Source organism: Streptomyces spororaveus, assembly GCF_016755875.1.
Lineage (GTDB): Bacteria > Actinomycetota > Actinomycetes > Streptomycetales > Streptomycetaceae > Streptomyces > Streptomyces spororaveus.
Genome location: NZ_BNED01000005.1, coordinates 334,805 through 358,645, shown reverse-complemented (window position 1 = coordinate 358,645; position 23,841 = coordinate 334,805). Strand labels below are relative to the sequence as shown.

General features: G+C 72.5%; 25 protein-coding genes and 1 tRNA gene. 12 read left to right on the top strand and 14 right to left on the bottom strand.

The window, feature by feature from the left end; all coding sequences use genetic code 11:
• Positions 1-157: 157 nt before the first annotated feature.
• A complete protein-coding gene (locus Sspor_RS04290) occupies positions 158-1,414 on the bottom strand; it encodes an erythromycin esterase family protein (RefSeq protein WP_202197825.1) in 1,257 nt (418 codons plus the stop codon).
• A 58-nt stretch (positions 1,415-1,472) separates the two neighbouring features.
• On the opposite strand from Sspor_RS04290, the gene Sspor_RS04285 reads away from it, so the two are divergent.
• Positions 1,473-2,216 carry a TioE family transcriptional regulator gene (locus Sspor_RS04285; RefSeq protein WP_202197824.1) on the top strand — a complete coding sequence of 248 codons (744 nt, stop codon included), beginning with the start codon at positions 1,473-1,475 and terminating at the stop codon, positions 2,214-2,216.
• Between the two features lie 25 nt (positions 2,217-2,241).
• On the opposite strand, the gene Sspor_RS04280 is transcribed toward Sspor_RS04285, so the two are convergent.
• On the bottom strand, positions 2,242-2,625 hold the full coding sequence (locus Sspor_RS04280) for a DUF1330 domain-containing protein (RefSeq protein ID WP_202197823.1): 384 nt from the start codon (positions 2,623-2,625) through the stop codon (positions 2,242-2,244).
• A 143-nt stretch (positions 2,626-2,768) separates the two neighbouring features.
• On the opposite strand from Sspor_RS04280, the gene gad reads away from it, so the two are divergent.
• Positions 2,769-4,160: a glutamate decarboxylase gene (gene gad, locus Sspor_RS04275; RefSeq protein ID WP_202197822.1), complete on the top strand. Its 1,392-nt coding sequence runs from the start codon at positions 2,769-2,771 to the stop codon at positions 4,158-4,160.
• A gap of 81 nt (positions 4,161-4,241) precedes the next feature.
• Positions 4,242-5,096 carry an RNA polymerase sigma-70 factor gene (locus Sspor_RS04270; protein ID WP_202197821.1) on the top strand — a complete coding sequence of 285 codons (855 nt, stop codon included), beginning with the start codon at positions 4,242-4,244 and terminating at the stop codon, positions 5,094-5,096.
• Between the two features lie 39 nt (positions 5,097-5,135).
• Here the strand turns inward: Sspor_RS04270 and Sspor_RS04265 are convergent, their stop codons facing one another.
• Together Sspor_RS04265 and Sspor_RS04260 are read right to left on the bottom strand one after the other, a co-directional pair.
• On the bottom strand, positions 5,136-6,791 hold the full coding sequence (locus tag Sspor_RS04265; RefSeq protein ID WP_202197820.1) for a sigma-70 family RNA polymerase sigma factor: 1,656 nt from the start codon (positions 6,789-6,791) through the stop codon (positions 5,136-5,138).
• A gap of 126 nt (positions 6,792-6,917) precedes the next feature.
• Positions 6,918-7,697, bottom strand: a complete 780-nt coding sequence (locus tag Sspor_RS04260) for an IclR family transcriptional regulator (protein ID WP_202197819.1) — start codon at positions 7,695-7,697, stop codon at positions 6,918-6,920.
• A 105-nt stretch (positions 7,698-7,802) separates the two neighbouring features.
• Here Sspor_RS04260 and Sspor_RS04255 point away from each other — a divergent pair, with 105 nt between their 5' ends.
• Both Sspor_RS04255 and Sspor_RS04250 read left to right on the top strand, forming a co-directional pair.
• Positions 7,803-8,450, top strand: coding sequence for a bifunctional 4-hydroxy-2-oxoglutarate aldolase/2-dehydro-3-deoxy-phosphogluconate aldolase (locus tag Sspor_RS04255; RefSeq protein WP_237403663.1), 648 nt, complete (start codon positions 7,803-7,805; stop codon positions 8,448-8,450).
• 2 nt (positions 8,451-8,452) lie between these two features.
• Positions 8,453-9,481 carry a PfkB family carbohydrate kinase gene (locus Sspor_RS04250; protein ID WP_202197818.1) on the top strand — a complete coding sequence of 343 codons (1,029 nt, stop codon included), beginning with the start codon at positions 8,453-8,455 and terminating at the stop codon, positions 9,479-9,481.
• Here the strand turns inward: Sspor_RS04250 and Sspor_RS04245 are convergent.
• The 3 genes from Sspor_RS04245 to Sspor_RS04235 form a co-directional block, all read right to left on the bottom strand.
• Positions 9,408-10,640 (bottom strand): serpin family protein, encoded by a 1,233-nt coding sequence (locus Sspor_RS04245; protein WP_202197817.1) that lies wholly within the window; start codon positions 10,638-10,640, stop codon positions 9,408-9,410. The two genes, Sspor_RS04250 and Sspor_RS04245, sit on opposite strands and share 74 nt — an antisense overlap.
• A gap of 104 nt (positions 10,641-10,744) precedes the next feature.
• Positions 10,745-12,073 carry a glycoside hydrolase family 18 protein gene (locus tag Sspor_RS04240; RefSeq protein WP_202197816.1) on the bottom strand — a complete coding sequence of 443 codons (1,329 nt, stop codon included), beginning with the start codon at positions 12,071-12,073 and terminating at the stop codon, positions 10,745-10,747.
• A gap of 105 nt (positions 12,074-12,178) precedes the next feature.
• Positions 12,179-12,679 (bottom strand): hypothetical protein, encoded by a 501-nt coding sequence (locus tag Sspor_RS04235; protein ID WP_202197815.1) that lies wholly within the window; start codon positions 12,677-12,679, stop codon positions 12,179-12,181.
• A 205-nt stretch (positions 12,680-12,884) separates the two neighbouring features.
• Between Sspor_RS04235 and Sspor_RS04230 the strand changes: the two genes are divergently transcribed.
• Positions 12,885-12,961 (top strand) — tRNA-Trp (locus Sspor_RS04230).
• Between the two features lie 104 nt (positions 12,962-13,065).
• Here the strand turns inward: Sspor_RS04230 and Sspor_RS04225 are convergent.
• The 3 genes from Sspor_RS04225 to Sspor_RS04215 form a co-directional block, all read right to left on the bottom strand.
• Positions 13,066-13,401 carry a hypothetical protein gene (locus Sspor_RS04225; protein ID WP_202197814.1) on the bottom strand — a complete coding sequence of 112 codons (336 nt, stop codon included), beginning with the start codon at positions 13,399-13,401 and terminating at the stop codon, positions 13,066-13,068.
• 109 nt (positions 13,402-13,510) lie between these two features.
• Complete coding sequence (locus Sspor_RS04220) at positions 13,511-13,909, bottom strand: VOC family protein (RefSeq protein ID WP_202197813.1); 399 nt, start codon at positions 13,907-13,909, stop codon at positions 13,511-13,513.
• Positions 13,910-14,053: 144 nt separating this feature from the next.
• Positions 14,054-15,703, bottom strand: coding sequence for a N,N-dimethylformamidase beta subunit family domain-containing protein (locus Sspor_RS04215; RefSeq protein ID WP_237403662.1), 1,650 nt, complete (start codon positions 15,701-15,703; stop codon positions 14,054-14,056).
• Positions 15,704-15,921: 218 nt separating this feature from the next.
• Between Sspor_RS04215 and galT the strand changes: the two genes are divergently transcribed.
• Positions 15,922-16,917 (top strand): galactose-1-phosphate uridylyltransferase, encoded by a 996-nt coding sequence (galT, locus tag Sspor_RS04210; RefSeq protein WP_202203472.1) that lies wholly within the window; start codon positions 15,922-15,924, stop codon positions 16,915-16,917.
• Positions 16,918-16,973: 56 nt separating this feature from the next.
• Positions 16,974-18,134 carry a galactokinase gene (galK, locus tag Sspor_RS04205; RefSeq protein WP_202197812.1) on the top strand — a complete coding sequence of 387 codons (1,161 nt, stop codon included), beginning with the start codon at positions 16,974-16,976 and terminating at the stop codon, positions 18,132-18,134.
• Here galK and Sspor_RS04200 read toward each other — a convergent pair.
• The 3 genes from Sspor_RS04200 to Sspor_RS04190 all read right to left on the bottom strand — a co-directional run bounded on the left by Sspor_RS04200 (position 18,131) and on the right by Sspor_RS04190 (position 19,749).
• A complete protein-coding gene (locus tag Sspor_RS04200) occupies positions 18,131-18,634 on the bottom strand; it encodes a DUF3291 domain-containing protein (protein ID WP_202197811.1) in 504 nt (167 codons plus the stop codon). The genes galK and Sspor_RS04200 overlap by 4 nt on opposite strands.
• A gap of 31 nt (positions 18,635-18,665) precedes the next feature.
• Positions 18,666-19,400 carry a helix-turn-helix transcriptional regulator gene (locus tag Sspor_RS04195; protein WP_202197810.1) on the bottom strand — a complete coding sequence of 245 codons (735 nt, stop codon included), beginning with the start codon at positions 19,398-19,400 and terminating at the stop codon, positions 18,666-18,668.
• Positions 19,401-19,512: 112 nt separating this feature from the next.
• On the bottom strand, positions 19,513-19,749 hold the full coding sequence (locus tag Sspor_RS04190) for a hypothetical protein (protein WP_202197809.1): 237 nt from the start codon (positions 19,747-19,749) through the stop codon (positions 19,513-19,515).
• Between the two features lie 138 nt (positions 19,750-19,887).
• Between Sspor_RS04190 and Sspor_RS04185 the strand changes: the two genes are divergently transcribed.
• A complete protein-coding gene (locus Sspor_RS04185; protein ID WP_373318737.1) occupies positions 19,888-20,019 on the top strand; it encodes a hypothetical protein in 132 nt (43 codons plus the stop codon).
• Here Sspor_RS04185 and Sspor_RS04180 read toward each other — a convergent pair.
• The gene (locus tag Sspor_RS04180; RefSeq protein WP_202197808.1) at positions 20,009-20,287 is read right to left on the bottom strand and encodes a hypothetical protein; all 279 of its coding nucleotides are present in this window, start codon (positions 20,285-20,287) and stop codon (positions 20,009-20,011) included. The two genes, Sspor_RS04185 and Sspor_RS04180, sit on opposite strands and share 11 nt — an antisense overlap.
• Before the next feature lie 334 nt (positions 20,288-20,621).
• Here Sspor_RS04180 and Sspor_RS04175 point away from each other — a divergent pair, with 334 nt between their 5' ends.
• From Sspor_RS04175 to Sspor_RS04165, 3 genes are all read left to right on the top strand, one after another.
• Complete coding sequence (locus Sspor_RS04175) at positions 20,622-21,365, top strand: 2OG-Fe(II) oxygenase (protein WP_237403660.1); 744 nt, start codon at positions 20,622-20,624, stop codon at positions 21,363-21,365.
• A 148-nt stretch (positions 21,366-21,513) separates the two neighbouring features.
• A complete protein-coding gene (locus Sspor_RS04170; protein WP_237403659.1) occupies positions 21,514-22,398 on the top strand; it encodes a hypothetical protein in 885 nt (294 codons plus the stop codon).
• Between the two features lie 360 nt (positions 22,399-22,758).
• Entirely contained in the window at positions 22,759-23,628 is an 870-nt protein-coding gene (locus Sspor_RS04165; RefSeq protein WP_202197346.1) for an IS5 family transposase, read from the top strand.
• Positions 23,629-23,841: the final 213 nt, after the last annotated feature.

Genomic DNA, 23,841 nt, shown 5'->3' with positions numbered 1-23,841 from the left:
TCGGATAGAACAAGTTGGATGATCTTCCCGTCCGGAGCGGCTCCGGGGGTCCGGACGGGAAGATCTGCGGGCTGCACTCTACTCGGCAGTAATTTCTCCTGCGTCAAGGGGGCCCTATGTGCGGGGTCACACTGCAGAGTCGGCTGGAAGCAGAGCGTCAGGCCCGGGCCGGGGACGTACGAGGTGACGCCGGGATGGCGGGGTCCGGGACCTCCGGAAGATCCTTGATGAACACGACCCCGTCGATCACGCCCAAGTGGGCCGCGTCGAGCGGGGCGTAGCCGAACCACGGGGAGACCCGGGGCGCGGGCGGCGCGTCGCCGAGCGCGGAGGCCAGCCGGCCGGCGTCGACGAGGCGGAGCTCGTCCCGGAGTGCGTACAGAAGGCCTTCGACGCTGTCCGGCGGCGGAGCGTCCACACCCCGGTGCCGGATCGTGCCGAGGGCCGTGGCCACGAACGCGTACTCCGCGCCCAGCCGGGCGCTCACCAGTGCCCCGGCGCTCCACCATTCCAACCGCACGCCACCCATCCGCATCGAGCTCTTCTCCCGCTGCAGATGGGCGTTGTGGGCGTGGACGAGGACCGGGCCCCGGGCCGCCAGCGCGAGCAGGTTGTCCGCCATCATCCGGCCCCGCAGGCCCACCAGCCGGGTCATCCGGGACGGCGAGGTGTCGGCCATCGAGTGGTGGTAGCGCAGCAGGCCGACGGCGGAGCGTCCGAACAACTCCGCCCGCTGCGAGTCCTCCCCGGATTCCGTGACGGGGTGCGGCAACTGCTCCGCCAGCAGCGCCACCAGATCGTCGGCGAGCAGCCGGAGCTCACGGGCCTCGGCGGAGCGCCCCGTGGACCGCGCGGGGTCCGTCATCGCGGCGGGCTCGGTCCACCGGTCGTCGGCGCCGAGCAGGCGGTCGAGCGTGTCCGCGCTGCAGGGCAGGAGGCCGGCGTCGACCCGGCGGGCGAGGTGGGCGTGGAGCGCGGTGAGTGCCTGCCGGGGGCTCGCGGCGCCCGCCATCTCCAGCGGGCCGTCGAACCCGGCGAAGCGCACCCGCTCGGACGCGGGCCGGCCCTCGTTGAACGCCCGCATCCAGCGGACGAGTTCGCGATTGGCGGGGGAGGCGCCGAACCCGTGGCTGAAGCCGCGCTCCATGACCTCGTCGAGACGTCCGGTACCCCAGGTGACGTACGCGTCGACGAGCAGGCCCGCCAGGCAGTCGCTCTCGATCGCGATGGTGCGGTAGCCCTCCTGTACGACGAGCTGGCGGAACAGCTCGTTGCGCACTCGAAGCAGTGAGTCCTCGCCGTGGGTGGGCTCGCCGAGGGCGAGCAGTCGCGGTCGCGCCGCGAGCAGATCCATGAGGCCGGCGGCGTCGACCGGGCGGACGGTTTCCTTCACGTCAGTGATGTCGATGGGCATGCCTTCAACGCTATCGTTGAAGCTTCGGTGGAAACTTTTCCGCTCTATCGTGGGGTGGGTGACCCGAAACCTTCAAAGCGGCCGTCGGCTGAGGCCGATCGACCTGGCGCGCGGGCACGGACTGTCCACGCAGGCGATCAGGAACTACGAGGAGGCCGGCATCCTCCCGGCCGCGGACCGGACCCCCCACGGCTACCGCGCCTATACCCCGCTGCACGAGCGCGCCCTGGCCGCGTTCCTCGCCCTCGTGCCGGGGCACGGCCACGGGACGGCGGCATCGATCATGCGGGCCGTGAACGAGGGCGCGGCCGACGAGGCCTTCGGCCTCATCGACGGGACCCACGCCGAGCTGCTCGCCGACCGGCGCACCCTCGAAGCCGTGGAGAACGCCCTGCGCGACCTGGCGTCGGCCGCCGTTGCCGATCGCCCCGCGGCCGCCGGCTCCACGGCGGGATCCGGCCCCCTGTTCATCGGGCCGCTCGCGGGCCGGCTCGGGATCCGGCCAGCGACCCTGCGTGCGTGGGAGCGGGCCGGGCTGGTCCGCCCGCGCCGCGATCCGCTCACCGGGTACCGCGTGTACGACGAGGCCGACGTACGGGACGCCCGCATGGCCCACCAACTCCGGCGCGGCGGCTACCTGCTGGAGCAGATCGCCCCCCTGCTCGCGCAGGTCCGCGCCGCGGGCGGCCCGGAACCCCTGGAGTCGGCCCTGACCGCCTGGCGCACCCGACTCTCCTCCCGCGGCCGCGCCCTGCTGACGGGCGCGGCCGCCCTGGACGCGTACCTCCACGCCAGGGGCTGAAGGGGAGCCGTCCGCGCCCCGGAGGCTACCGGGCGCCCTCGCCGCCGGGCTCGCGGGCGGGTTCGCGGGCGGAAGGAGCCGCCTGGAGGGCCTGTGCCCGCCGCCTCGGGTCGTAGTCGGGGCCGACGCCCTCGATCAGCAGCAGATCGCCCTCGATGTGGTCGGTGCGCAGGCGCACGATGGCCCGGTAGGCGGGGGAGTCGTACCAGGCGCGGGCCTCGGCCAGGCCGGGGAACTCGATCAGCACCATGCTGCCGGGCCACGAGCCCTCCACGACCTCGGCCGGAGGTCCGTGGATGACGAAGCGGCCCGCGAAGGGGTCGAGGGTCGCCTGGATGCGGTGCAGGTACTCGATGACGTCGGGGTGGTTGCGGCGGCCGCGGAGATGGGCGAAACCGTAGGCGGGCACGACGGGGCTCCTTCGTTCCTGTGGCGGCGGTGGGTGACGGGCGTGAACGTAGCCGCGCGGGGGCGGTCCCGGCGATTACCCCGGAGGTAATCGCCGCCCCAGGCCTGCCCGGGAATGGCATTTCATGTCCCTATAGTGCGGATATGGCTCTTCATGAGACGAAGGACGTACGCGCCCAGGACGCCGACACGGACGTGTTCGCGTCCACGCTGAGTGGCCAGATCCTCCCCAAGTACAGGATTCCCGAGGACCACTCACCCACCGAGGTCGTCTACGAACTGCTGCGCAACGAGCTGCTCCTGGACGGCAACGCGGCCCAGAACCTGGCCACCTTCTGCACCACCTGGTCGGACGAGGGCGTGCACCGCCTGATGAACGCCTGCCTCGACAAGAACATGATCGACAAGGACGAGTACCCGCAGACCGCCGAGATCGAGTCCCGCTGCGTCAACATCCTGGCCGATCTGTGGAACGCCCCCGCCGGCACCACCGCGGCCGGCTGCTCCACCACCGGCTCCAGCGAGGCCGCCATGCTCGGCGGCCTCGCCCTCAAATGGCGGTGGCGCGAGCGCCGCCGCGCCGCCGGTCTGCCCACCGACCGCCCCAACCTCGTGTGCGGCCCGGTCCAGATCTGCTGGGAGAAGTTCGCCCGCTACTTCGACGTCGAACTGCGCCAGGTCCCGATCGAGGACGGCGCCACCGGCCTGCAGGCCCATCAGCTCGCCGAGTACGTCGACGAGAACACCATCGGCGTCGTCGCCATCCTCGGCGTCACCTACACCTGCGACTACGAGCCCGTCGCCGAGATCTCGGCCGAGCTCGACCGGATCCAGGCCGAGCACGGCTGGGACGTCCCCATCCACGTGGACGGCGCCAGCGGTGGGTTCGTCGCGCCCTTCCTCCACCCCGACGTGGTGTGGGACTTCCGGCTCCCGCGCGTCGCCTCCGTCAACACCTCCGGCCACAAGTACGGGCTCGCGCCCCTGGGCGTCGGCTGGATCATCTGGCGCACCGCCGACCTGCTCCCCGCGGACCTCGTGTTCACGGTGGACTACCTGGGCGGTGACATGCCGACCTTCGCCCTCAACTTCTCCCGCCCCGGCGGCGAGGTCATCGCCCAGTACTACCTCTTCCTGCGCCTCGGCCGGGCCGGCTACCGCAGCGTCCAGCAGGCCTGCGCCGACACCGCGCAGTACCTGGCCGGCGAGATCGCCGCGATGGGGCCCTTCACCCTCCTCTACGACGGCCAGGGGGCCCTGCCCGCCGTCTCCTACAAACTCACCGACCCGGACGCCGCCCCCTTCACCCTCTACGACCTCTCCGACCGGCTGCGCATGCGCGGCTGGCAGGTGCCCTCGTACCCGCTGCCCGCCGACCGCGACGACACCGTCATCCAGCGCGTCCTCGTCCGGCACGGCGTGACCCGCGATCAGATGGCCCTGCTCGTCACCGACCTGCGCGCCGCCGTGGAACACCTGACGGCCACGCCCCCGCCCGTACCGGCCACCGAGCCGCGGTCCGGCTTCCACCACTGACCCGCGTCCGCCGTGCCGTGACGGGCACCGGGGCAAGGGCTCCCTTGAGCATCCTGGTGCGCGCCTGACACTGTGGTGATCATGAGTGAGGATTTCGAGGAGCACCGGCGCCTGCTGTTCGGCACGGCCTACCGCATGCTGGGCAGCGTCGCCGACGCCGAGGACATCGTGCAGGACGCCTGGCTCGCCTGGCACCGCGCCGACCGCACGGCCGTCGAGAACCCCCGCGCCTATCTGGTGCGCACCGTCACGAACCTGAGCCTCAACCGGCTCAGGTCGGCCCAGGTCGTCCGCGAGGCGTATGTCGGACCCTGGCTTCCCGAACCCCTCCTCACCTCGCCCGACATCGCCGAGGAAGCCGAACTGGCCGACACCGTCTCCATGGCGGTCCTGGTCGTACTGGAGACCCTGACCCCCACCGAGCGCGCGGTCTTCATGCTCCGCGAGGTGTTCGGATACTCCTACACCGAGATCGCGGAGGTCGTCGGGAAGACCGGGGCGAGCGTCCGCCAGTGCGCCCACCGCGCCCGCGAACACGTCCGGGCCCGCCGCCCCCGCTTCACCGCCCAAGCGGCCGAGCAGCGCGAGATCGTCGAGAAGTTCCGGCAGGCCTGCCTCGGCGGGGACCTCGGCGAGGTCCTCACGGTCCTCGCGCCCGATGTCGTCTCCTGGGCCGACGGCGGCGGCGTCGTCACGGCCGCCCGCCGGCCGCTGCACGGAGCCGACCACGTCGCCCGCTGGTGGCTCGGCGTCCTCGCCAAGTCCGAGGTCCGCGACGGGGCGATGCGCCCGGCCGAGATCAACGGCGAGCCGGGCCTGCTGCTCGTCCACAACGGCACGACCGTCGGCGCCATGACCTTCGAGGCCGCCGACGGCCGGATCACCGCACTGCGCGTCAGCGTCAACCCGGAGAAGCTGCGGGGCCTGCGGCCCTGACGCGGGGGCCCCGCACCCGCCGGGAGACGCGACCGCGCTCTACCGCGCGCCGAAGTTCTGGGTCCACCAGGGCCCGCCCGAACCCTGGTGGATGCCCACGCCGATGTCCTTGAAGGAGCAGTTGAGGATGTTCGCCTTGTGGCCCGGGCTCTTCATCCAGGAGTCCATGACCGACTGGGCCGTCTGCTGGCCCCGCGCGATGTTCTCCCCGTACGTCGACCAGCGGTACCCGGCCGCGGTCGTCCGGTCGCCCGGGTCCTTGCCGTCGGGGCTGGTGTGATCGAAGAAGTCCCGGGCCGCCATGTCGTCGGAGTGCCCCTGAGCGGCCGCGCGCAGCTGCGTGTCCTCCTTGAGGGGGCCGCAGCCGGCCGCCGCCCGCTCGCTGTTGACCAGGGCCACGACCTGGCCGGCCACGCCCGACGGCGGGGCGGGCGCCGGCTTGGCCGGGGAGGCCTTCGGGCTCGGGGACTTGCTCTTGGACTGCGTCGGGCTCGGGCTCGCCGACGGGCTCGGCGAGGCGGAGGCCGACGCGGAGGGCGAGGGGGACACGGAGGGGGAGGCCGACTCCGGGGGCGGAGCGGCGGATTCGGTCGCCGAGAGCGCGGCCAGCGGGGTCGCGGGCGCCGCGGCGCCCTCCTTCGTACCGCCGGAACCGGGGAGCCCCCCGAGGTACACGAGCCCGCCGCCCGCGACACAGGCGGCGAGGACCGCACCGCCGACCACCCGGCGGCGGCTCTGCCGGCGCTTGCGCAGCGCGCCGCGGCCGCCACCACCGCCACCACCGCCCACGTCGGCCACCGGGGTGAGCTGGGTCGCCGCCTCGTCGAAGCCGCCGCCGAAGCCGCCGCCCGGGCCCCCGTCGCCACCTTCGGCGAAGGCGACGCTCGCGGGGGCGAAGCCGGCCGCCCCGGCCGTCTTGAACCCCGCCAGCAGGGCCGCCGAGACCGGTACCAGGGCCAGACCGGCCAGCAGTCCCTCCGCCGGAACCAGTCCGCTCCACAGACCGGAGCAACGTACGCATTCACGGGCGTGCCGGGCTATTCGCTTGCGCCACAGCGCCGAGGGCTGGCCGTCCCAGCCCGCCATCACCGTCCGCAGCTCCTCGCACGCCGGGTGGGTGTCCAGCGCGCGTTCCACCACGCGGGCCGACTCCAGCTGCGCCTTCATCCGCTGCACCCGCACCGCCGTGTGCTGCGGGGACAGTTCCAGCGCGCCCGCCACCTCCGCCCGGGTCAGTTCCCCGGCGCACTCCAGCCACCACAGCGACAGCAGCGCCCGGTCCTCGGGCTCCAGCCAGCGGGTGGCGCGGGCCGTCTCGCGCCGCTGGCCGGCGAGGTGGAGGCGGGCGACGGTCAGGTCGACGAAGTCCGCGCCGGGGTCGGCCACATCGCTCGCGGCCTCCAGGGTGCTCTCGCCGAAGCCGCTCTGCCGGGCCTGCCAGTGCGCCCGTACGCGGTTCATCGCGATCGCCACCAGCCAGGACCGGAAGCTCTCGTCCACGCGCAGGCCGCCCAGCCCGTCGAGCGCCCGCAGCATCGTGTCCTGCACCACGTCGTCCACGTCGCAGGACCCGTTGAGGGCCCGCCCGACGATGTTGTAGACGAGCGGGAGATGGGCGCCGACGAGCTCGTCCTGCGCGCGGGGGTCGCCCGCGCGAGCCGCTGCCACGAGCGCTGCGGTGTGCTGAGTAGCCATGTGATGTTCCCTGTCCGTACCGGCGGTCGATGATGCCCGATACATGGGAGACCGTCGACGGGGGCGTCGATAACAGTTATCCGGAAGAATTTTCCCGAAGACTTCTCCGGGCCCCTCCACCGGGGGTCAGAGCAGCGGAGCCAGGGCGAGCGCGGCGGTGCGCAGGGCCGGTGCGTACGCCTCGATCTCCTCGCGGGAGACCAGGAAGGTGACGGTGGTGACGCTCACCCCGCCGACCGGGCGGCCCGCCGGACCGAGGACCGCCGCGCCGATGCAGCGGATGGTGGTCTCGTTCTCCTCGTCGTCGAGGGCGAAGCCCTGCTCCCGGACCGCCGCCAGTTGGGCGTGCAGGGCCCGTGCGGTCGTGAGCGTCCGCGGCGTCCGGCGCGGCAGCCCGGTCGCGTCGATCAGTTCCCATACCTCCTCGGCCGGCAGGTGGGCCAGGATGCTCTTGCCGATGGCGGTCGTGTGCAGCGGCATGCGCATGCCGACGCGGGACGCCGTCCGGAACGGCTGGCCGTCGCTCTCCAGCTTGCGGACGCAGGTGATGTTCCGCCCGCTGTGCAGGGCCAGATGGACCGTCTGGCCGGTGGCCCGCCGGAGTTCGTTGAGGACGCCCCCGACGCCCGCCGGTTCCCCGGCGCCGACCAGGGCGGACAGCCCGCGCAGCCGCGGCCCCACCGCGTACCGGCTGTCGGCCTCCTGGCGCACGAAGCCCTGGTCGATCAGCGAGGCCAGGATCCGGAAGGTGCTCGACTTGGGCACCGCGGCCGCGGCCGTCACCTCGGCGAGGCGGTGCGGGCCGCCGGGCGCGGCCACCGCCTCCAGGACGCGCAGCGACTTCTCCAGGGCGGAACCGGCCGCGGAAGTCCGCCCCGTACGTCCGCCCGCTGACGTTCCGTCCATTGACACGAGCGCTCCTGGCATGGGTAGGGTCTAGACCACAGGGTTCCGCCATACGGTACGCCGTTCCACTACGTGGAACAATCCTGGAGCGAAGGGGGAGGTCCGTTGCCCGGCCACCCGTCCGACCATCCCTACGCCGTGCTGGCCGCCCAGCGCGTGCTGCCCGTGCTGCGCGAGGCCGACGCCGACGCGGCGGTCCTCCGCGCCACCGCCCTGCTCGCCGCCGGGTGCCGCGCGGTCGAGCTCACCACGTCCACCCCCGGCTGGGCCGGAGCCGTCACCCGCACCGCCCTGCTGAGCGACGTCCACGGCCGCCCGGCGCTCATCGGCGTCGGCACGGTCACCACCACCGCGCAGGCGGAGGCCGCCCTGGACGCGGGCGCCGCCTTCCTGATCTCCCCCTACCCGGCCCCCGAGGTCCGTGCCGTCGCCGTTCGCCGCGAAGCCGTCTTCATCGAGGGCGGGTTCACCCCCGGCGAGATCGCCGCCGCCGTCCGGGCCGCCGGTTCGGCCAAGGTCTTCCCGGCGCACGTGGGCGGACCCGGGTTCGTCCGCTCCCTCAGGGCCGTCCTGCCCGGGGCCGTGATCATCCCCACCGGTGGCATCCGGCCCGCCGAGGTCCCCGGCTGGCTCGCCGCGGGTGCGACGGCCGTGGGCCTCGGCGACGGCCTGCCGTCCGACCCGGGCGAACTGGCCGCCGTGTTCGCCGCGGCGGCCGTGCCGTACGGCGCGCCCCGCGCCGCGGGGCACTGAGCGTGGCCGGACGAGCCGCCGCGCGGGCCGCCACGCGGGGCGACATGCGCTACGACGTGCTCGTACTCGGCGAGGTCCTGGTGGAGATCCACGCGGGCACCGCCCTGCGCGATGCCGCCGCCGGCACCCCGGCCCGTATCTCCTACTCCGGGGACGCCCTCAACGCGGCGGCCGCCGCGGCCGCCGCCGGCGCCCGTACCGCCCTGCTGGCCGTCGTCGGCGACGACGAGCTCAGCGTCCCGCTGCTGCGCCGGGCCACCGGGCTCGGCGTGGACGTCTCGCACGTCCGCCGGGCCCCGCACCCCAACGGCGCCTACCTGCTCTCCGCCGACACCGACGGCGACCGGGAGTTCGTCTACTGGCGCACCCGCAGCGCCGGATCCACCCTCGCGCCCCGGCACGTCGCCTCCTGGCGCGGGCTGCTGACCCGCTGCGGAGCCCTGGTCACCAGCGGCATCACCGGCGCCCTGTCGCCGAGCAGCCGCGACGCCGTACTGGCAGCCGCCCGCCTGGTGCACGGGGCGGGCGGGCACCTGACGTACGACCCCAACTTCCGCTCCCGGCTCACCGGCCGGGCCGAGGCGCGCGAGCTGCTGGCCCGGATCGCACCGCTGACCGGGCTGCTCAAGACCTCCTGCCCGGCCGACGCGCTGGCCCTCGTGGACACCGCGGACCCGCGTGCCGCCGCCGCCCGCTGCCGCGCGCTGGGCGCCCGTACGGTCGCGGTCACCGCGGGCGCCGACCGGTTGCTGCTGCACGACGGCTCGGGGGCCGTGTACCTGCCCGTGCCGGTCAACCCCGAGCCGGTGGACGCGACCGGTGCGGGCGACTGCTTCAGCGGCACCACCACCGCGCGGATCGCCCTCGGCGACACCCTCACGGACGCCGTGGCCTACGGCGTGGCCGCCGCCTCCCTGTCGGTGTCCGGCCGCGGCGGCACCGGGCGCGTCCCCGCCTTCACCGAGACCGTGGCGCTGGCCGCCGCGCACCGACGTGCCTTCCCCCTTCGACCGCCCCGTCCGGATCGGTGACCCAGCCCGCGGCGAGGACGAGCCGCGAGGCCCGGTGGACGGCCAGGAACCCGAACGGCCGGTCGAACCGGACGTCCGCCCGGCGGACCCGCCGGTTCGCGGGGGGCCGTGCCGCGCCGCCGAAGCGCCCCACGACGGAAGTGACGGCGGCGGCCTCGAATCCCGTCGCGTGGAACCGGGCCATCGCGGACTGCCGGGCCGAACCGATCGCCAGCGGCTCGGAACTGATCCCGCGGAAGTGGCCGCGGTCCGCGTCGGTGGCGGTGTCCAGCCCGAACAGCGGGGCATGGTCGAGCAGATCGTGGTCGGCGGACAGCGAGAACGCCACGGCGTGGACGGTCAGCAGGTCCACCGGGTAGGGCGAGTCCTCGGTACGGATGGTCAGCCCGGGCCCCGGGGTTCCGTCGGGGAGCTCGCTGCCGGGGAGGGACGCGGCGGCGCCGGTGACGGCGGCGAGACCCGTCCGCAGCACCGAGCGGGACGGTGCCCCGGGTTCGCCGAGCAGCAGATGCACGTCCACGTCCTCGGTGCCGGCCACTTCCAGGACGGTGACGGGTCCGGCAGGCCCGTCGGCCACCCGGACCCCGTCCAGCGCACGGGTGCTCCGGGACAGCCGTCGCAGGACCCGCCTCGCCCAAGGTCCCTCGGCCATCGCGAGGGGCGTCTCCCGGAAGGGCTCGGCCCACCGCACCCGGAGCGCCAGCGCGGAGGCCAGGACCAGGCAGGAGTCCCCGGGCCACGTCACCGGCACGTGCTCGATCAGCCCGCCGGTCCGCTCCGCCGCCCACGCGTCCAACGCCCTCTCGTCGGCGAACGGCACACCGGTCAGCGTGCCCCGGGCGCCCGCGGGCAGCCTCGACGACCAGTCCTCCTCCAGGGGGAGCCCGGCAGCGGTCCACAGCCCCGTCGCCGCCCGCAGGCCCCGTACGCCGGCCAGCGCGGCCAGCAGCTCCCGTGCCGCCCCGGCCGCGGCGTCGGCGGGTATGTCCAGGGCCTGCGCCAGCTCGGCGCGGGCGGGACCGCTCGCGCCGTCGGCGAGCAGGGCGAGCAGGGGCCAGACCCCGGAGGCCGCGAAGACCGTCCCCGTGTCCCGCGCGAGGGCCTGAGCGGCCCAGTGTCCCGTGAGGCGGTTGACCGCCCGTACCGTCTCGGTCTTCATGCGGCCGAGCGTATGTGGAGGGCGCCGCCGGGCCGGATGGATTTCCGCGGCCCGGCGGCGCCGGTCAGGGGTCGTGCGGGTCGTGCGGGTCGGCGCGGACCGGGTCAGCGGCCGCGCAGGCCCCGGTCCACGGCCGTCATCAGCTCGCCGTCCGAGGTGTCCGCGTCGAGGGACCAGAACATCGCACCGCCGAGGCCGTGTTCGCGGATGTACCCGGTCTTGGCGCGCAGCACCTGCGGGTCGTCGTACGTCCACAGGGTGGTGCCGTCGAAGAGCCAGGCGTGGCCCCCGCGCCGGTCCCGGTGGACCGTGTAGGCGCCGGAGTCGGCCAGCTTCTTCAGCGCCTTGTAGTCCTCGTACCCGGCGGACCAGGTGGCCGGTGCCGGCCCGGTGGCCGGCTGCCCCATACCGTCCCCGCCGCCGCTGACGCCGGTCCAGCCCTGCCCGTAGAACGGCATGCCCATCACCAGCTTGTCCGCGGGTGCGCCGCGCCGGCGCCAGGCGTCCACCGTGCCGTCGACGCTGAAGTCGTTCCGGGCGTGGAGCGCGGACTGCTGGGCGGTCCTCGGCTCGCCGGAGACGTGGAAGTCGTAGCCCTGGAGGGTCACGAAGTCGAGGTCGCGCATGATCCGGCGGACGTCGAAGCCCGCGTCGATCTTGGCGGGGGCGGTCGGGACGAAGGCCGTCAGCTCGTACGAGGTCTTCTTCCGCTGACTCCGCGCGTACGCGTCGAGCTGCGTGCGGAACTCCTTCACGAGCGCGGTGAAGTTCTGCTTGTCCTCGGGCCGGTACGTCGTGTCGGTGTCGCCCGCGGAACCGGGCCACTCCCAGTCGAGGTCGATCCCGTCGAAGACGCCGGCGGCCGCTCCGGCCCCGCCGCGAGCGCCGTCCTGCGGCAGGTTGCCCTTGATGTAGAGGTCGATGCAGGACTCGACGAAGGCCTTGCGGGAGGCCGGGGTCAGCGCGGCGTCCGAGAAGTGCGTGGACCAGCTCCAGCCGCCCAGCGAGATCAGCACCTTGAGTCCCGGGTGCCTGGCCTTGAGCTCGCGCAGCTGGTTGAAGTTGCCGGCGAGCGGCTGCTCACCGGTGTCGGCCACCCCGTCGACGGAGTTCGCGGCGTCGAGCGGGCGTACGTAGTCGGCCCAGGCGTCGGCCTCGCCGGGCACGTTCCCGGTGAAGCATGTGCCCTGCGGACTGACGTTGCCGAAGGCGTAGTTGATGTGGGTGAGCTTTCCGGCGGAGCCGTTCGCCTCCAGGTCCTGGACCTGGAAGTCCCGCCCGTAGACACCCCATTGGGTGAAGTAGCCGACTTTCCTGTACGCACGGTCGTGGCCGCCGCCGTCGGCCTGCGCGGCGGCGGCGGGCGCGAAGGCGGTCAGCAGGGAGAGGGAACAGGCGGCGACGGCCAGCCTGCCGAGCATGCTGCGGCGCATGGGCTTCCTTTGCGGATGCGGGGAGCGGGGCGTGTGCGCGTGCGCTGTGCATGCCGGAAACTATTGGTCTGGACCAGAGTGGTCAAGGGGGCGGCCGAAACATCCCTACGCGAGCGGGAGGCTCCAGTGGCCCACGTCGTCGGCGAGGCCGGTGTCGAGGGCGAACTGGACGGCGGCCGGTTCGGCGCCGACCGGGATCCGGAAGGTGATGAATCCCTCCGCCGAGGCGCCGGGGCCGAGCGCGACGGTTCCGGGGAAGCCCGGTCCGGCGGTGATGGCGGTGTCGGTCCCGGTGAACCGCCGGCCCGTGGTGTCCAGCAGGTGCGCGGACGGCGCGGGGGAGTCCTCGTACACGGCGGTCCCGGTGTTCTCCAGGCTGAAGCGCGTCGCGACGAGCCGGTCGCCACCGGCGGACTCCGGGCCGGTCGGGCTCGCCGGATCCACCACCCGCGTCAACGTGACGTCGAGCCGCAGGCCGGGCTCGTTCCCGGCCAGGGAGATCGTCTCGCCCGAGCCGTCCGGGGCCGCGCCGAGCAGAGCGGGTGCGAGGAGCGCGAGCGCCAGGAGCGGGCCCCGCAGGCGCCCCGGCCGTCGACTTCGGGGCATGACGAGACCTCCCGCTCCACGGGTCCCCCCACTTACGATCCTCCGCACCCCGCGGCCCTGCCACCGGGCGGTCCGGGCCGCGTCCGGCCTCCACGGCGTCGGCGTGGTCGGCCCCGGCGTCCACACCGCCGGGAAACTCGCACCCGTTCGGGTCGGCAATTGATTGGATCTCGGGGCCGGGTCGTGCCATGGTTGGTCCCACCGAAGGGGTGTAGCTCAGCTGGTCAGAGCGCCGGTCTCCAAAACCGAAGGCCGCAGGTTCGAATCCTGCCGCCCCTGCCACACCGACGGCACGGCTGTCGGGAGCGCCCGGCCGAGAGCATCCCTCCCGGCCGGGCGCCGCTGTTTCCCCGGCGCGCCGGTGGCCGTCATGGAACGGACGGCCGTCACAGGGTCATGAGGTGGGCCGCCAGTACGAGGGGCGCGGGGCAGGCCAGGGCGCCCAGCAGGGTGAGACGGGCCTCGCGCGACAGCCGCCGGACTCCGGGGGCGACGTACAGCAGGGCGCCCACCAGCGCCGCTCCGACCACGATGGCGGCGACCTGGAGCAGCGGGCGCGTCACGTCCTCGCCGGCCGCCATCCCCCAGACGCCGATCATCAGCACGAAGAAGCCGATGACGGCGAGGGACAGTCCGGTCAGGGCCCACAGCAGGACGGACGCCACGACGAGGGCCTTGTTCGGCGGGACGGGTCGGGCGGGCGCGAAGGGCGTTGCGGGCATGGCCGGCTCCTGTTGCTGACTCGGGGTGATGATCCAAGTCTGCGGGGCCGGCGGCGACGGGGGATGAGTAGGAGTACCCATCCCCCGCGGCGCCCGTGCTCAGCCGGAACTACTCGGTGCCCGGCTCCTGGTAGCCGTACGGACGCGTGATGATCTCCATGCCGTGGCCGCTCGGGTCCGTGAAGTAGACGCCGCGGCCCCCGTCGTTGTGGTTGATCTCGCCGGGGTGCCGGCCGTGCGGGTCGGCGAAGTACGGGGCCCCCGCCGCCCGGATCCTCTCGAACGCCACGTCGAACTCCGCCTCGGAGAGGAGGAACGCGTAGTGCTGCGGGGTGATGGACTCGGCCGGGATGGTCGCGAAGTCCAGGGTGACGCCGTTCCCGGTGTCCACGGGGATGAAGGGACCCCACTGGGTCCCTACCTCCAGTCCGAGGACGTGTGCCAGGAAGGTGGCGGACTCCCGGTTGTCACGGGAATGGATGATCGTGTGGTTCAGATGAACGGACATGAGTGAATGCCTCCGAAAGGCACGTCACGGGCGCCTCCATGCCTCACCCGGTCGGTGACCGGCACGCGATGCCGTGATCACGATCCTAGGCAACCCCTCCCGGCGAAGTCCACCCCGTCCGCCCCGTCTCCCGCGGTCCCCGCCTCAGGAACTCCCGTACACCGCCTTGACGTTGTCCTGCGCCGGGTGCGTCCGGCCGGCCGGGCCCGTCGCGAACACCCGCAGGAGGTTCTCCGTCACCCGCGTGGTCAGCGCCCCCGAGCGCGCGTCCAGGCCGTGGTTGCGTCCGCTCCGGCCGTCGCCCGTCGCGTCCAGGGCCTCGACCCACCGCATCGTGCCGGTCGCGAACACCCCCGCCCCGCTCGGCGCCGTGTAGTAGGCCGTGTCCTGGTGGCTGGGCCGCCCCTCGCACACCACGGGGGAGTGGGCCAGGATCTCGATCGGCCGCGGGGTCGGGAAACCGGTGTCGACCTTGTCGTACTCGACCCCGACCAGGTGCTCGAAGCGGTCGCCCTCCCGCGCGCCGGTGCCCTCGAAGAGCCAGTGCCCGGGGTGGGTCACCACGTAGGGGGCGTCCACCGGATAGCCGTCGTAGATCACACCGAGCAGCGAGCTCTCCGGGTCCGCGCCGGGAGCCGAGCGGAAGTCCACCGTCGCGGGATGGCCGCGCCTGAAGCCCGGGTCCTGCGCGTAGGACGACTTGTAGCAGACCAGCGTACGGTCCGGCCCCAGGTCGGAGGCCTCCAGCCGGATCCGGCGGTAGCAGCAGTTCGCGCCCAGGACCGCGATGTTGGTACCGGCGTCGCGGGCGGCGGTGACATGGGCCCGCTGCTCCGGCGACCAGTACTCGTCGTGCCCGAGCGAGAGCACCGCAGTCGCCCCCTCCAGGAGCCGCTTCTCCCGTGCCACGTCGGTGGTGGTCGCGTAGGCGAGGGGTATGCCGAGCCGCTCGGCCAGCGCGATCAGCGGAGCCTCGTACACCAGGAACAGGCCCGCGCCGTCGTCGTACTCGTACGGCCGGTCGAAGCTCACGGCGAGCGAGCGCGAGGCGAAGCCCCCGCCGGGGCCGTCGTAGCTGCCGTAGCCGCCCCACCGGTTGTACGCCTGCCAGGTGGCCACCGCGTTGACCACGACCGTACGGCCGGCGGTCACGGCGGACCGGACGGTGAGCGGTACGAAGCGCCGCCCCTCGCCGCCCTGCGCGTCGAGCCGCAGCAGGTAGCTGCCCTCCGGCCAGTCCTTCGTCGCGACCGTGGCGGTACGGGTCCACCGCGTGCGGACCGTCCTGGTCCCGGCGTCCACCGTGGGCTCCGGCTGCCGGGCTCCGGGCAGGGCCTCGGAGCGCCACACCAGCCGCGCCCGGGCCCCGCCGTACCAGCCCATCCGGTAGGCGGAGACGGTGAACCGGGGCGCTGTCGTGGAGACGTGCAGCCCGAAGGACTCGCCCGGCAGGACGCTCACCCTGTCCGCGAACCCCTCGATGGCCCGCGCCGGGCCGGCCGTGACCACCGGCCAGTCGGGGTGGCCCGGGAGGGCGTTCTCCGCCTTGACGTCGAGACCGCGCGCCCCGGCCGCGGGCGGCTTCCCGGCGCGCGCGTCGGGCTCCGACGTCGCCCCGGACCCCGCCGCGGGTGGGCCGTCGCCCTGCGCGCAGCCGGTCACGGCCCCGAGGCCCGCCGCCGTGGCAGCCCCCGTCGCGATCGCGAGGAACCGCCGCCTGGCGGCGCCTTCGCCTTCGCCTGGGCCCGCGTGCTCGTGGTTGGCGGCGGGCCCGGCCGTGTACTCCTGATCCATGCGGGGCACGTTATGTGACGCTTGGGCCCACGCTTCCACCGCCCTGCCAGGTCCCGTCGCCCCGCCCCGAGTCCATGGAACGGCTCGGACAGAGCCACCGCCTGATCCACCACCGCGTTCTCGAACCGGAGCGCCCCGGCGCCGAGCTGCCGCTGCGCGAACAGCCCGACCTCGGCCGCCCCGAGGCCGCCCCACACTCCAGTGAGAGACTTCTTCCCGTGAAGCGCACGAGCACCCGCCTCGCCGACGGCCGCGAGATCTTCTACTACGACGCCGGCGGCGAGGCCGCCCGTACCGCCGTCCGCGCCGTCCCGGACACCCGTCCCCTGGCAGCCCCGCCCGCCGGGACCGGCCCCGAGGTACGGCGCGATCCACTGCTCGGCGACCGGGTCGTCATCGCCGCCCACCGCCAGGACCGCACCTACCACCCGCCTGCCGACGCCTGCCCCCTGTGCCCCTCCACCGAGGGACGCGCGAGTGAGATCCCGGCCCCCGACTACGAGGTGGCCGTCTTCGAGAACCGCTTCCCCTCCCTCTCCGGCGACACGGGCCGCTGCGAGGTCATCTGCTTCACCCCCGACCACCGGACCTCCTTCGCCGAGCTCGACGAGGAGCGCGCCGCGCTCGTCCTCGCCGCCTGGAGCGACCGCACCGCCGAACTCTCGGCCCGCGAGGACGTCCGGCAGGTCTACTGCTTCGAGAACCGCGGCACCGAGATCGGCGTCACCCTCGCCCATCCCCACGGGCAGATCTACGCCTTTCCCTTCGTCACCCCGCGCACCACCCGGATGCTCGCCACCGCCGCCGCCCACCGCGAGCGGACCGGCGGCAACCTCTTCGAGGAGGTCCTGGCGGCCGAGCGTGCCGAGGCCACGCGCGTCGTCCTCGAAACGGAGCACTGGACCGCCTTCGTGCCGTACGCGGCGCGCTGGCCGTACGAGGTCCACCTCTACCCGCGCCACCGGGTCCCCGACCTGCCCGCCCTCGGCGACGCGGCCCGCGCCGACTTCCCCCGGGTCTACCTGGAGCTGCTGCGCCGGTTCGACCGGCTCTTCGACCGGCCCGAACCGACCCCGTACATCTCCGCCTGGCACCAGGCCCCGGCGGGCGAGGGCCGCGCGGACTTCGCGCTCCACCTGGAGCTCTTCACGATCCGCCGGACCGCCGACAAGCTCAAGTACCTGGCCGGGACCGAGTCCGGCATGGAGGCCTAGATGAACGACGTCCGGCCCGAGGCCGCGGCCGCGCGACTGCGGGAGGTGGCGAGCGCGTGAGCGGGACGGCCCAGGACGACTTCCGGCAGCTGTACGGGTACCCGCCCGAGGGGGTCTGGGCGGCCCCCGGCCGGGTCAATCTGATCGGCGAACACACCGACTACAACGACGGGTTCGCCCTGCCTTTCGCCCTGCCGCAGCGCACCGAGGTGGCCGCCGCCCGGCGCACCGACCGGATCCTGCGGGTCCACTCCGCCGAAGTCCCCTCCGGCGCGGTCACCCTCGACCTCGCCGAGCTCGATCCGGAGCGCCCTCCTCAGGGCGCCGCGAGCTGGGCCGCGTACCCGGCCGGAGTCGCATGGGCCCTGCTGGACGCCGGACTTCCGGTCGGGGGCGCCGATCTGCACGTACGGTCCGACGTGCCGACCGGCGCCGGCCTGTCCTCCTCCGCCGCCCTGGAGGTGGCCACCGCGCTGGCCCTCACCGACCTGTACGGGATCCCGCTCACCCGCACCGACCTGGCGGCCCTCGCCCGGCGCGCCGAGAACGCGTACGTCGGCGTTCCCTGCGGGGTCATGGACCAGACGGCCTCGGCCTGCGCGACCGGGGGACACGCCCTCCACCTGGACACCCGCAGCCTCGAACAGCGCCACATCCCCTTCGGCTGCGAGGCGGCCGGCCTGCGGCTGCTCGTCATCGACACCCGGGTCCGGCACGCACTGGCCGACGGGGCCTACGCCCAGCGCCGAACCTCCTGCCACCGGGCGGCCGAGGCCCTGGGCGTGGCCGCCCTGCGCGACCTCCCCCACCAGGGGCTGGAGCAGGCCCTGGCCCGCCTGGAGGACCCGGTCGTACGCAAGCGGGTCCGGCACGTGGTGACCGAGAACGAACGGGTCCTGCGCGTCGAGCAACTCCTGCGCGCGGGTCGGCTGCGCGAGGCGGGCCCGCTGCTCACGGAAGGCCATGCCTCGCTGCGCGACGACTACGAGGTGTCCTGCCCGGAGCTGGACCTGGCCGTCTCGACGGCCGACGCGGCCGGCGCGTACGGCTCCCGCATGACGGGCGGCGGCTTCGGCGGCTCGGCCCTGTCCCTGATCGACGCGGACGCGGAGCGGTCGGTGACCCGGGCGGTGACGGACGCCTTCCGCCGCGCCGGCTTCGCCCCGCCCCGCATCACGACGGCATCCCCGTCGCCCGGCGCGGCCCGCCTGGTCTAGGCCGTCTGCGTCGGCGGGGCGGCCCGGAGGTGAGGGGCCGCCTCGGCGGCGGTATGGGCGGAGGCGAAGGTGAACGCGCGGGGGGACGGCCCGTGCGCCCGCAGATCCGCCAGACGCTCCAGAGCCTCTTCCACGGTCGGCAGGTGCCCGGCGGGGATCCACCAGAGCACCATGTGCGCCTCGACGTGCCGCTCGAACCATTCGCGGCGCCGTCGCATCACTTCCAGGTGCCCGCTGCGGTAGGCGAAGTCCCACAGAGACTCCTGGGTCTGCCACACCGACAGATTGACGACGACGTCGGCTCCCGCCGGGCGCAGGCCGGTGGCGTCGGCCGCCCCCTCCTCCACGAGGCGCCACACGAAGCCGGGCGTGCTGTCGGCGGCGGCGTTGACCGGATCGAGCATCTCGACGAACGGCGCCATGCGCGGGTCGTCGAAGGGGTGGAGGAGCGTGGCGACGTTGAGCTGGGCGAGGTGGGTGGCACGCGTGGATGCGGTCATGGCGTCATCCCAGCACGCCCCTCCTTCTATGTCAACGATCATTGTTTTTAGAAGCCTCGACCACCACGCAACACTCCCCGGGCCGGGCGTCCATCCGGGCGCGCACGGGACCGTCCACGCCGAGCAGCCCCTCCAGCAGGGCGAGATTCATGCCGCAGACGAGCGGCGGGAAGCGTTCGGCGACGGCATGGAAGGGGCAGTTGCGCATACGGACGACAGCCGCGGCCGCTCCGGGCGTCGCCGCGGCGCCCTCGGCGTCCCGGACACCCTCCGTACCCTCCGTGCCCTCACCGCCCTCGCCGCCGTCCAGGTACGGTTCGTAACCGCGGCCGGCCAGCATCTCCACGGCCTCTTCCAGGCCGCCACAGGGCGCAGCCGAGCCCCGCAGTGCCTCGCCGCGGCGGCCCGCGGCCGCGTACAGCCCCGCGTCCAGTCCCGCCTGCTCGGCGGCCTCGGCGAGCAACTCGGCGGCGGTGAGGTAGTCGCGGGCGGGCAGCGACACCGACCGCTCGGCCCGCGCCCGCGTGTACACCTTGGCCGGGCGGCCGGCGCCCGGACCCGAGCGGCCCGTCAGGCGGCGGCTGCCGCTCTCCAGCAGCCCGGCCTCGGCCAGCCGGTCCAGATGGTGCGCGGCGAGGGTGCGCGCGACCCCGGCCGCCTCGGCGGCCTCGTTGCGGCCGACCTCGCGGCCCTGTGCCGCCACGTACTCGTACAGGCGGCGCCGCACCGGATCCTGCAACATCGCGATCGCGTCGATATCGTTCACGCGACCCATTCTAGGAACAACGCAGATTGGAAATAGAAGCGCGAAGCCCACCCCCGCCGGTGACGTCAGGACCGAGGCCGATCCCGGATCACGTCATGCTGCCGGACACCCTCTAGGAGGACGGGGGCGGCGGCGTGGCGCCGGGCACCGGGGCGACGAACCTCGGGTTGTCCTGCCGGGCGGCTTCCATGGGCTGGACGTCGACCGCGGTCACGCCGGTACCGGGCAGCTGCTCGCCGACCGGTTCGCCGCGGTGCTGGAGGGCGAACCGAACGGCGAGGGGCTCGGCCCGGACGGCGTCGTTGACGTAGACGTCCTTCACCGCCGGGAACGGCGACGACCCCACCACCTACCGCGTCACCCTGCGGTGGACGTACGAGGCGACTACCCCCACCTGCGCAGATGGTTACGCGAACGCGGCATCAAGCACCGCATAGCCCGCAAAGGAATCGAACCGTCGAACCGGCTCGGCCGACACCGACGGGTCGTGGAACGGACCGTGTCCTGGCTCGCGGGCTGCCGCCGCTTACACCGCCGCTACGAACGCAAGGCCGAGTACTTTCTCGCGTTCGCAGGCATCGCCGCAGCCCTCATCTGCTACCGCAGACTCACCGGATGAGATGGCTTCTAAGGAGGTTGGGTTGGGAGCCGGAAGTGAAGTGGACGTGCTGCTCGCCGCCGATCTGGAAGGCGGCAGGGTCGTTGAACGTGTTGCCGGACTCTTCGGCGGGGCCGGCGTCCGCGGGGCCGGGCTGTGGGCGGGCCTGGGCCAGGAGTTCGCTGAGCTCCGCCACCGACTGGTCGCGCTCTACCCCGTCCAGGTCCTCCAGCAGGGATTTGATCCGGCTCTGCCAGACGGCCTCCTGCCGCGCCCGGAGCCGCTCCACCTCGTCCTGGCCGGCCGTCGTCAGTTGTCGCCTCGGTAGTCCCCTGAGCCGGTCCCCGCCCCGTCTCCCGGCCCTTTCCGCCGCGTTGGGTCGTCCTACTTGCTTTGTGGGCTCACCCCGGCCTAATATCGTCATCGTGACGATAACCGCCCAGTGGCCCCCTCCCTGCAGGCATTGACTCCAGGGGCTTCGAGTCCCTCCATGGACCCGAAGCACACAAGTACGTGGCCCGCGGTCCCGCCGTCCACCTCAATGCGCTGCCCGCGGCCGTTCCGGGCGGTGGAGCCCACGACCACGCTGGGATCGACGACGGCCTCAGCACGGAGAAGTGATCATGTTCGAAATGCCGGTAAATCCCTTTGAGCTCTCCGAAGAAGCGCTGAGCCGAATATCTGCCGATGACTCATGGACCCCGATCGAGTCGGAGATCCCAAAGGCCAACGCCAAGGTGATTCGCCATTTCCTCACTCCGGCCGAAGTGGAGGCATTCACGACCGAACTGGCCGCCCAGCGCTTTGCCCCGGTGGGCCGAGACGGCGTTGCCGCCAACTATGCAGAGGGAGATCCGGTCGCTCATCTCCGCGCCACGGCCGAATCTACAGTCCTGGCGGCTGAATTCTACCGCAGGCTGCGGACGCTTCTATCGCTTGAAGTGGGATCGGGCGATCCGACGGATTCGGACGGAAGGCCTTGGAGGCCGACGGCCGTCAATCCGCGTATGCGCTTCATCACGTACGAACACGGCGGATTCATTGTCCCGCACTACGATTCGCCCTATTTCGCCCCCGACGGAAGGCGCACTCTCCTGACGGTCGTCATCTACCTGTCGTATGAGGCCGTGGGCGGAGAAACGCGGTTCATCGCCGATAAGCAGAACGATCTTCCCTTTGCGCAACGTGATTTCTCTGACTGGCCGCGGCTCGCGAAGCCTGAGGAAATATTGAGTGCCCACCACCCCGAACCGGGCGATGCGCTCCTCTTCTGGCATCGGACACTTCACGACTCGGCCCCGCTTCTTGAGGGTACGAAAACAATACTCAGAACCGACGTGCTCTACGAGCCCGTAGATGTGCCTTGACCAGCGGCAAGGCCACCGTCGCGTTGTCCCTCACCCCGGAGACCGACGTCCGGCACGCCGTGATCGCCCACCTCCGGGCCGGGCGGCATCGGGCCCTGCCCGCGGCCGGGCATCGAATCCACTCGCACCGGACGGCAGGGAGAGCAGCATGACCAACGGGAAGATCCGCACCGACTGGGTGGAGACGGTGTCTCAGGACGGCCTGCACCTGATGCAGACGCGCTTGGAGGTGAGAGTTCCTACGTCTGAGGGTCGCAAGTTCATCACCTGCGGTCTGGCCCGGAAGACGTACGTAGTGAAGGACGGTATTGCCTGTCGGGTTTCGTCCTACGCACTCGGCCGCGACCTGGGCAGCCCGGGCAACTACGACGTCGAGATCGTTTCCGCGACGGGGGGCCCTCCGATCCGGAGGTTCTTCAACCGTGACGGCGTGCCGGCCGAGATACGCGAGGGCGCTCTGTTCGACGCGCATGAGGGGCTTGACGATGGCGAGTACATCGTCCGGATCGCGGCGGGAATGACGACCAGCTGGGACAGCGGGACGGGACAGAGCATCGAGCTCCCTGTTCCGCGCCATGAGCTCGCATTCGTCGTGGTGGGATCCGCACCGCAGGAGGTGCGCGCGAGTACCGGCGGCCCGTGGGCGGCGCGGCCCTCCGTGGAGATCCCCGTGGTCGATTGGCGCGATCAGCCCACGGCGGAGGCGGCATGGGAGGCCTACCTGAACGGGAACAGAATCAGTCTAGATGCCTACGGGATCTTCTCCCCAGAGCATCTGATGAGGAATCAACGGGATACCGCTCTGGAGATTCTCCGGAGCGAGGGCTACTCCATACCGCGAACCCCGGAACCCGCCGAGACGCCGGGGACCTGGCTGGGCCACTGGGGTGGAGCATGGATGCCGGCCGATGTGCTCGCGGCCCTCCACACCGTGCCGGACGACACCGCGCAACGTGCGTGGTATCAGGGAGCGAAGGAATCCCTGGACATCGCATGGGATATGCACGTCCTGTGGACCACCGACGTGTTCTGACCGGGCCCGCGCTCCGTCCGTGACCACCGTGGCGAGCCATCGGCAGTCACCCTGCACCTTGTGGTGCTGCCGAGTACCGGTCGCGGCCGGGTACCGCGGACTCGCCAAATGAGATGACCTCTAAGAGGTCTTTTTATCCCAGAATCTGGAGATTTGATGCGATTCTTGAAGTGGTCGACCACGGTGCGGTAGTGACCATTGACGGAGTCGGTTTCTGTGGGGTGTGTGGGGTGGCTTGTGGGGCGGGCTGGTTCTTGCGCCTGTCTCATCCCAGGATGTCCGTCGATTGGCGGCCCGTGTGCTTCCAGCGTCGCGGCCGTGCGCCTGGGCGCATTCGGTCCGCGGCGGTACGCCGGACTCATGACAACACGACGTCCGTATCCGAGTGATCTGTCCGACGCACGCTGGGAGTTGATCGAGCCGGTCCTTGCGGCCTGGCGCTTCGAGCGCCGTGGCCGGGCTCTGGACTTTGGCCGGCCTCCGAGGCATGACCTGCGCGAGATCATGAACGCGATCCTCTACGTGGACCGCACCGGCTGCCAGTGGGCCTACCTCCCGCACGACTTCCCACCGCACCAGAGCGTCTACGGCTACTTCGCCAGATGGGCTGACGAGGGCGTATTTGCCCAGCTCAATGGCCTGCTCAGGCAGCTTTTACGGGAGAAGGAAGGGCGGAATGCAGAGCCAACTGCGTGTGTGATCGACGCGCAGAGCGTCAAGACATCCACCAGCGTTCCCGCCACCAGCCAGGGCATCGACGCGGGCAAGAAGATCGCGGGCCGCAAACGCAGCATCGTCACCGACACCCTCGGCCTCCTCCTCGCCGTGCTGGTCACCGCGGCCAGCGTGCAGGACTCCGCGGCCGGCACCCGCCTCATCGACCAGACCGCCGCAGACCACCCGTCAATCCGCAAAGTGTGGGTCGACGGCGGATACCGTCAGCACCTGGTCGAGCATGCCGCCGCTCTGGGCATCGACATGGAGATCACCGCACGCAAGCCCGGGACCAAGGGTTTCACCCCCATACCCAAGCGGTGGGCAGTCGAGCGGACCTACGGCTGGCTCATGCTCCACCGCCGCCTGGCCCGCGACTACGAAACCCTGCCCACCCGCTCCGAAGCCGTCATCCACATCGCGATGACCGACCTCATGGCCCGCCGCCTCACCGGCGAGAACACCGTCTCCTGGCGCGACCCGAAGAAGACCACAGAACACCCGATTCCGGGATGAAACAGAGGGATAAAACGACCTCTAAGGCGAGGACGGCAGCGGCGGGTATCAGTCTGCGGTTCACGGTTTTCACGGTTGCCCTTCGGGTCGCGGTGCCCCCGCACCGGGCGGGGCGGGGGCCGGGGAGTCCGGTCAGAACGCGGGCGCGACAGCGCCGGAGGCGTCATGATCCATCCGGTCAAACTACCCGGCGGGGTCGAGGCGGCCGGTGGG